The sequence below is a fragment of the Candidatus Tremblayella phenacoccinincola genome (genome assembly GCF_002682985.1).
Lineage (GTDB): Bacteria > Pseudomonadota > Gammaproteobacteria > Burkholderiales > Burkholderiaceae > Tremblaya > Tremblaya phenacola_C.
On the sequence record NZ_MKGN01000009.1, the window covers coordinates 1 to 6,907 of the forward strand.

5 protein-coding genes and 2 tRNA genes are annotated in these 6,907 nt (G+C 33.4%); 6 read left to right on the forward strand and 1 reads right to left on the reverse strand.

The genetic code is table 11. The features are described 5' to 3' along the window. Positions 1-762, reverse strand: a 762-nt coding sequence (locus TPPER_RS00425; protein WP_099336831.1) for a PCRF domain-containing protein, incomplete at its 3' end; no start/stop codon positions are given. A gap of 127 nt (positions 763-889) precedes the next feature. On the opposite strand from TPPER_RS00425, the gene panB reads away from it, so the two are divergent. The 6 genes from panB (at position 890) to groL (ending at position 6,575) form a co-directional block, all read left to right on the forward strand. Then, positions 890-1,693 carry a 3-methyl-2-oxobutanoate hydroxymethyltransferase gene (panB, locus tag TPPER_RS00430; RefSeq protein ID WP_099336827.1) on the forward strand — a complete coding sequence of 268 codons (804 nt, stop codon included), beginning with the start codon at positions 890-892 and terminating at the stop codon, positions 1,691-1,693. A 48-nt stretch (positions 1,694-1,741) separates the two neighbouring features. Continuing rightward, positions 1,742-4,378 (forward strand): alanine--tRNA ligase, encoded by a 2,637-nt coding sequence (gene alaS, locus TPPER_RS00435; protein ID WP_099336828.1) that lies wholly within the window; start codon positions 1,742-1,744, stop codon positions 4,376-4,378. Between the two features lie 14 nt (positions 4,379-4,392). Then, positions 4,393-4,475: transfer RNA gene (locus TPPER_RS00440), tRNA-Ser, on the forward strand. A gap of 3 nt (positions 4,476-4,478) precedes the next feature. Further along, positions 4,479-4,552 (forward strand) — tRNA-Arg (locus TPPER_RS00445). A gap of 48 nt (positions 4,553-4,600) precedes the next feature. Then, positions 4,601-4,897, forward strand: coding sequence for a co-chaperone GroES (locus tag TPPER_RS00450; RefSeq protein WP_099336829.1), 297 nt, complete (start codon positions 4,601-4,603; stop codon positions 4,895-4,897). Between the two features lie 34 nt (positions 4,898-4,931). Then, positions 4,932-6,575, forward strand: coding sequence for a chaperonin GroEL (groL, locus tag TPPER_RS00455; RefSeq protein ID WP_099336830.1), 1,644 nt, complete (start codon positions 4,932-4,934; stop codon positions 6,573-6,575). Positions 6,576-6,907: the final 332 nt, after the last annotated feature.

Sequence of the window (6,907 nt, forward strand, 5' to 3'; positions counted from 1 at the left end):
AGTTGGTAAGTGTGTTATCCTAACAGCTGACTCTGTTTTATTAACATGCTGTCCTCCAGCCCCTGAAGAACGAAATGTGTCTATTCTTAGGTCAGCTGCAGTTAGGTTAGATATTGAGCTATTATCGGAATCTACTAAAACAACTACTATACAAGTAGAAGTATGTATTCTCCCTTGTGTCTCTGTATTTGGTATTCTTTGAACTCTGTGACCTCCTGACTCAAACCTTAATAAACCGTATGTACCACTATTTGTAACTTTAAATATAACTTCTGTACATCCGCCATAGCTATTAGATTCTTTACTTAGTAAGTTAACAGACCATCTTTTACTATATGCGTATTTATAATACATCCTATAAAGAACATTAACAAATAAAGTAGACTCATTACCTCCAGTACCCGTCTTTATTTCTATAAGACACCCATACTTATCATTCTCACCTTTAGGAACTGCTTTACTATTTAAAAGCTTTTGTTCTTTTCCGTTTATATTAGCTTTTAGTAAGTTAAGTTCTTCTTTAGCTAAATACCATATATCATTATCTACTAACAGCTTTTCTAACCATATGGCTTCTTTATTATCTTTTACCCAGCTCTTAAATAGGTTAACTATATTAGAAAGGTCAGTATAGCATTTAGATAGGGTTCTAAATATAAACATATTAACTATAGCTTCTGGGATTGGTTTATTTAGTAGTAGTTCTATTTCTTTATGGTGCTTTTCTATATCCTTTAGCTGATTAACTATATGGATATACATAACACCCAGCTCTTATTACTTGTCTCCACATAATATATAGTAGTCTCATGTTCCATATAGGCTTTTATTAACAATAGCTTTCTAACTTAATATTGTTTAAGAGGTTCCAACATATGGTTAGCTTCTAATGAAAAAGATAACTATATTGAAGTTTAAATACTATAAAGAAAAGCATTATAAGTTCTCAGCTATAACTGCTTATGACTATTCATTTGTTAGTCTATTTAAAAGGAATCCTGTTAAAGCGATATTAGTAGGTGACTCATTAAATATGGTAGTTAAAGGAAATAAGCATACCATTTCAACAAACCTGAGAGATATTATATATCATCTAAAATGTATAAGAGCCACAGGTTCCACTTGTTTAATAATAGCTGACTTGCCTTATATATGCGTTAATAGGTTTGATAGTGCTTTAAAAAGCTCTACATTACTTTTAAAGTATGGTGCAAATATAGTTAAGATAGAAGAAAGGGAGAACTGTTTTAAAAGTATTATAAAACGACTAGTGTTGAAAGCAATTCCAGTATGCGGTCATATTGGACTAACTCCGCAATATGTTAATATAATTAGTAGCTATGTAATACAAGGAAGAGATAGCTATAGTTCAGAGTTACTAATAGATAGTTCTATATGGTTAGAAAGGTATGGAGTACATGGTTTAATAATAGAGTGTGTAGTTTCATATTTAGTTCAAAAGCTGTTACAACTGTTAGCTATACCAATTGTAGGTATTGGAGCTGGACCTACAGCTGATGGACAAATCTTAGTAGTAAATGATATTATTGGCATATTAGATAATATAGATAAGCTTCCCTTCTTTGTTAAGATCTTTATTAAGGAATCCAAAACCCTAGATAGGCTTGTACACATATATAGTAAAAGTATTGAGAAAGGCTTTTTCCCTAATATTAGTAATGTCATTCCATAAGTTGTTAATAGATCTTATATACCTAAACACTATTATTTAAGAGGCAATATGGATAAAAGCATCAAAGCCATTAAAAACATGTTCCTTAACTTCTTTAAAAAAGAAACACACATAGTTCTGGAAAGCAGTCCCATTATACCAAACAACGGCTCTTCATTACTTTTTACTAACGCTGGAATGAACCAGTTTAAAGATATCTATTTAGACATAGAACGAGCTATCTATAGTAAGGTAGCCACATCTCAATATTGTTTAAGACTAGGTGGAAAACATAATGACTTAAATGCTGTTGGTTTTACCAATAGACATCATACTCTTTTTGAGATGCTAGGTAACTTTAGCTTTGGATTCTATTTTAAATATGAAACCATAAGACTAGCTTGGAAACTATTAACTAGTGAAAGATGGTTCAATATACATAAAGATAAGCTATTAGTTACTGTTTATTATTTAGATAGAGAAGCATATGATATATGGACAAAAGATATAGGAATGCCTAAGGAAAAGGTATTTATTATCGCAGATACGAATAAGAAAGAACCTTATTCGTCTGATAACTTTTGGTATATGGGGGACATTGGTCCATGTGGTCCATGCTCTGAGGTCTTTTATGATTATGGTGAACATATGGTTGAGAAAGGCTGTGGGTCTAGATATGTAGAGGTTTGGAACCTAGTATTTATGCAATATAACCGACAACATAATAACTTAATGATTCCATTAGATAAACCATCTGTCGATACTGGAATGGGATTGGAACGAATAGCAGCTGTATTACAAAAGGCTGTATCTACATTTAAAACAGATATCTTTAGCAATACTATAGCTATAATAAAAAGAGAACTTAATATAAGCTATTTGAATGACTATATGTGCGTAATAGCAGACCACATAAGAACATGCTTTTATATAATTAAAGCCGGTATTTACCCATCTAATGAAGGAAGAGGCTATGTATTACGGCGAGTTATTAGACGAATGATTAGGTACTTAAACTTATTAGGCATTGAAAAGGCTTGCATATATATGTTAGTCTATGTGTTAAAGGACATATTTATTGACTACTTTGAAGATAGACATATATCCATAAAACATATTGAGACTATTATCTTATATGAAGAGGTTAGGTATTATAAAGCTATAATAAAAGGTTTAGAAGTGCTTTTAAATAATATAAACAGAAAAGATGTTAAAGGTGTTCTAGATGGAAAAGCAGCCTTTTATATATACGATACCTATGGGTTACCAGTTGAGTTTATATTTGAGATATGTATTGAAAAAGCTATTAATATAGATAAAGCTAGACTTATAAGATATATAGCTCTACATAAAAGCATCTATAGAAAAGATATCCTTATATGTTCTAGTGAAAAGCCTAGTGAAGAACCATATATAAAAGCTACTTGTATTTATGTTGGTTATAATAAGCTAGAATATATAGGACTTATAAAAGATATCTTTATTAGAAAAGCTAAAGTAGGTTCTATATATGAAGGACAATATGGTTCTTTAATATTAACTAAAACAGCTTATTATCCTGAGACAAGTGGACAGGCAGGAGATATTGGAGAACTAAAAACAATAAAAGGACTATTTAAAGTAACTAATACTAAGCTATATAATAAAACTATCCTCCATATTGGAAAAGTAATATATGGATTCTTTAGCCTAAAAGAAACAGTATTAATGAATGTGGATGCTGTATATCGTAAAGCTATTAAAGCTAATCATTCAGCAGTTCATATATTAACTAAAGTATTATGTAGTTATATAAAAAAGAACCTTATTCAAAAGGACACATATATAGAATCTAACTATATACGGCTTGACTATATATGCGGAAAGGAAGCAGGAAAACCTTTCCTATTAAACAATGAAGAAGCTATCTTAATAGAAGAAGAAGTAAATGAACAGCTAGTAACTAATATGTTAACTGTATCTAAGCTTAGTTCTTTTATTGATGGTTCAGAATACATAAGATCTAATATTATATCTATGCATAGCTATGTGTCTATTGTTAGGGTAGTTAATATATATGGTCTTTCTATAGAGCTATGTAAAGGGATGCATACAAAACGATCAGGGTCTATAGGTATTATATACATAACTGCTCAATATAACTTATCAAAAGCCTCTATACGCATAGAAGCAGTAACAGGAGTCTCTTCTATATGGTTTGTAGTTAATAATAAAGCTATGCTAAAGAAGTTAAAAGAAGTTGCAAATAGTAATGAAGCTATGCTATGTGCTCAGTTAGTTCATATAAAAGCTGAGCATAATAGACTAGAAAGAGAAGTAATATATATTAGGAATACTCACATATCTTTTTATATTGAAAGCCTAATAAAAGAACTTAAAGACTATAAAGATAATATAGTAGTTAAAACTATTGGTAGCTTTTATACTAGCTATATATATTTAATTACTAAATGCCTAATAGATAAACTAAGAGCTAAGGTTATTATATTGAATGCTAAGCAAGGTAATAGTGTTAGGTTTATAATAGGAATAACAGATGACTTACTATGCTATATAAAAGCTAAAGACATATTAGATTATCTTAGACCTAGCCTAAGTTCCAAAGGAGGAGGCTCTTTAAAGATAGTTCAGGGAGTTGGGGAGTTTATAGTCTTTAAAAAAGAGATACAATCAGTCAGTAATATAATATTAACTAAGCTAAGGTAGAGGTTGCTATAGAAGATGAGATGGTCGAGAGGTTTAAGACGTATCTCTGCTAAGGATATATGTGAAAGCATCGAGGGTTCGAATCCCTCTCTCATCGGATGCATTCGTAGCTCAGTTGGACAGAGTACTCGACTACGGATCGGGTGGTGGGGGGTTCGAGTCCTCTCGAGTGCATCTTTTAACAGTCTTTATATTGAGTTCATAACATTATGGGAGGCTATAATGAAGATACAACCATTGCATGACCGTGTTATAATTAAAAGGAAAGCAGTTGAACCTAAGTCTGCAGGAGGGATAGTATTAACAAGTTCTGCGGTTGGTAAGTCTTCTAGAGGACAAGTGGTTGCAGTAGGTAAAGGTAGAACATTAGAATCTGGAGAGATAAGGCCTTTAGATATCAAAGTAGGAGATGTTGTTATATTTAATGAAGGCTATAGTGTAAAAACAGAAAAGCTAGATAATGAAGAAGTATTGATTATATCTGAAACCGATATATTGGCTGTTGTTGAAGAAGACTAATATTATTATAGGTTAATCTATAAAGGAAAAAGCTATGACTGCAAAAGAGGTAATGTTTGGTAATGAAGCTCGTGTTAAAATGCTTCGAGGGGTTAATATACTGGCAGATGCTGTAAAAGTTACCTTAGGACCTAAAGGACGTAACGTAGTTTTAGATAAGTCGTTTGGAGCACCTAGCATAACTAAAGATGGGGTTTCTGTAGCTAAAGAGATTGAGTTAGAAGATAGGTTTGAAAATATGGGTGCTCAAATGGTAAAAGAAGTTGCTTCAAAAGCTAATGACTCTGCTGGTGATGGAACTACGACAGCTACTGTTTTAGCTCAGTCTATAGTTAACGAAGGTCTAAAGGCTGTTGCCGCAGGTATGAACCCTATGGACTTAAAAAGAGGAATAGATAAAGCTGTTAGACAGGCGGTAGAAGAGTTAAAAAAGATGTCAGTGCCTTGCACAGATTCTAACTCTATTACTCAAGTAGGAACTATATCAGCTAATGCAGATGAAGCTGTAGGTAAGTTAATTGCGGAAGCAATGGCTAAGGTTGGTAAAGAAGGTGTAATAACTGTCGAAGAAGGTTCTGGAATACAAGATGAGTTAGAAGTAGTGGAAGGTATGCAGTTTGATAGAGGCTATCTATCGTCTTATTTTATTAATAAACCTGAGACAGGATCTGTAGAGTTAGATAATCCATATATATTGGTAGCTGATAAAAAGGTATCTAATATTAGAGAGCTGTTACCTATATTAGAAGCTGTTGCTAAATCAAATAGGCAGTTGTTAATAATAGCTGAAGATGTTGAAGGAGAAGCATTAGCGACATTGGTAGTTAATTCAATGAGAGGAATTGTTAAAGTAGTTGCTGTAAAAGCTCCTGGGTTTGGGGATAGACGTAAGGCTATGTTACAAGATATAGCTATATTAACTGCAGGTGCAGTTGCTTCTGAAGAGATAGGGTTAGAGTTAGAAAAGGTTTCGTTAGAAGATATGGGCCAGGCTAAAAAGGTAATAGTTACTAAAGAAGCCACTACTATAATTGATGGAATAGGAGATAAAGCTGTAATTAGTAGTCGTGTTTCCCAGATAAATAAACAACGCGAAGAGGCTACTTCAGACTATGATAAAGAAAAGCTTCAAGAAAGGATAGCTAAGTTATCAGGTGGAGTTGCAGTAATAAAAGTAGGGGCTGCAACTGAAGTAGAAATGAAAGAGAAAAAAGCAAGAGTAGAGGACGCCCTTAATGCAACGAGAGCCGCTGTTGAAGAAGGAGTTGTACCTGGAGGTGGAGTGGCTTTAATACGTGTAGCTAATAATATTAGTGTTCTAAAAGGTTCTAATGAAGAACAAGATGTAGGCATAAGAGTGGTTCGAAAGGCTATGGAGGCTCCTTTACGACAAATAGTATCTAATGCAGGTGAAGAGCCATCAGTTATTGTTAATAACGTAAAAGCTAGTGAAGGTAATACTGGCTATGATGCAGCTAAGTCTCAATATGGAAACATGATGGTTCTTGGTATATTAGACCCAACAAAGGTAGTTAGATCAGCTTTACAGTTTGCTGCTTCTATAGCTGGTTTAATGGTCACTACAGAGTGCATGGTAACAGATGTTTATAAAAAGGAAGTAAAGGGAGATATGAGTAGTTCTGGGTTAGGAGCTGGTGGAATGGGTAATATGATGTAGAGGAGCTAGCTGTTAGGAGTGTTAGGTGCGTTAGATCCACTATGGGGAGGTGGTTATGGTTGTCTAGTAGAAGCTGTTCCCCTTTATGGATATCTTATGTCTAACTACTTCTAACTTGGTTCTACTAATGCATTAATATATGTAGCTTAGGTTAGTCATAAGCAGATACCCCAGTCAAGACCAACACATCATAACACAGAGGCAAAAGAGACTTCAGGATACTTCAGATGTTCTTATTGGTTAGGTTCGGACAACCATCAGGCTCTTTCCCCCCCTCTTTCTGTTAGCACATATTATTAGGACTTCTTGATATGCTTCCTTGCTGCTGTTAC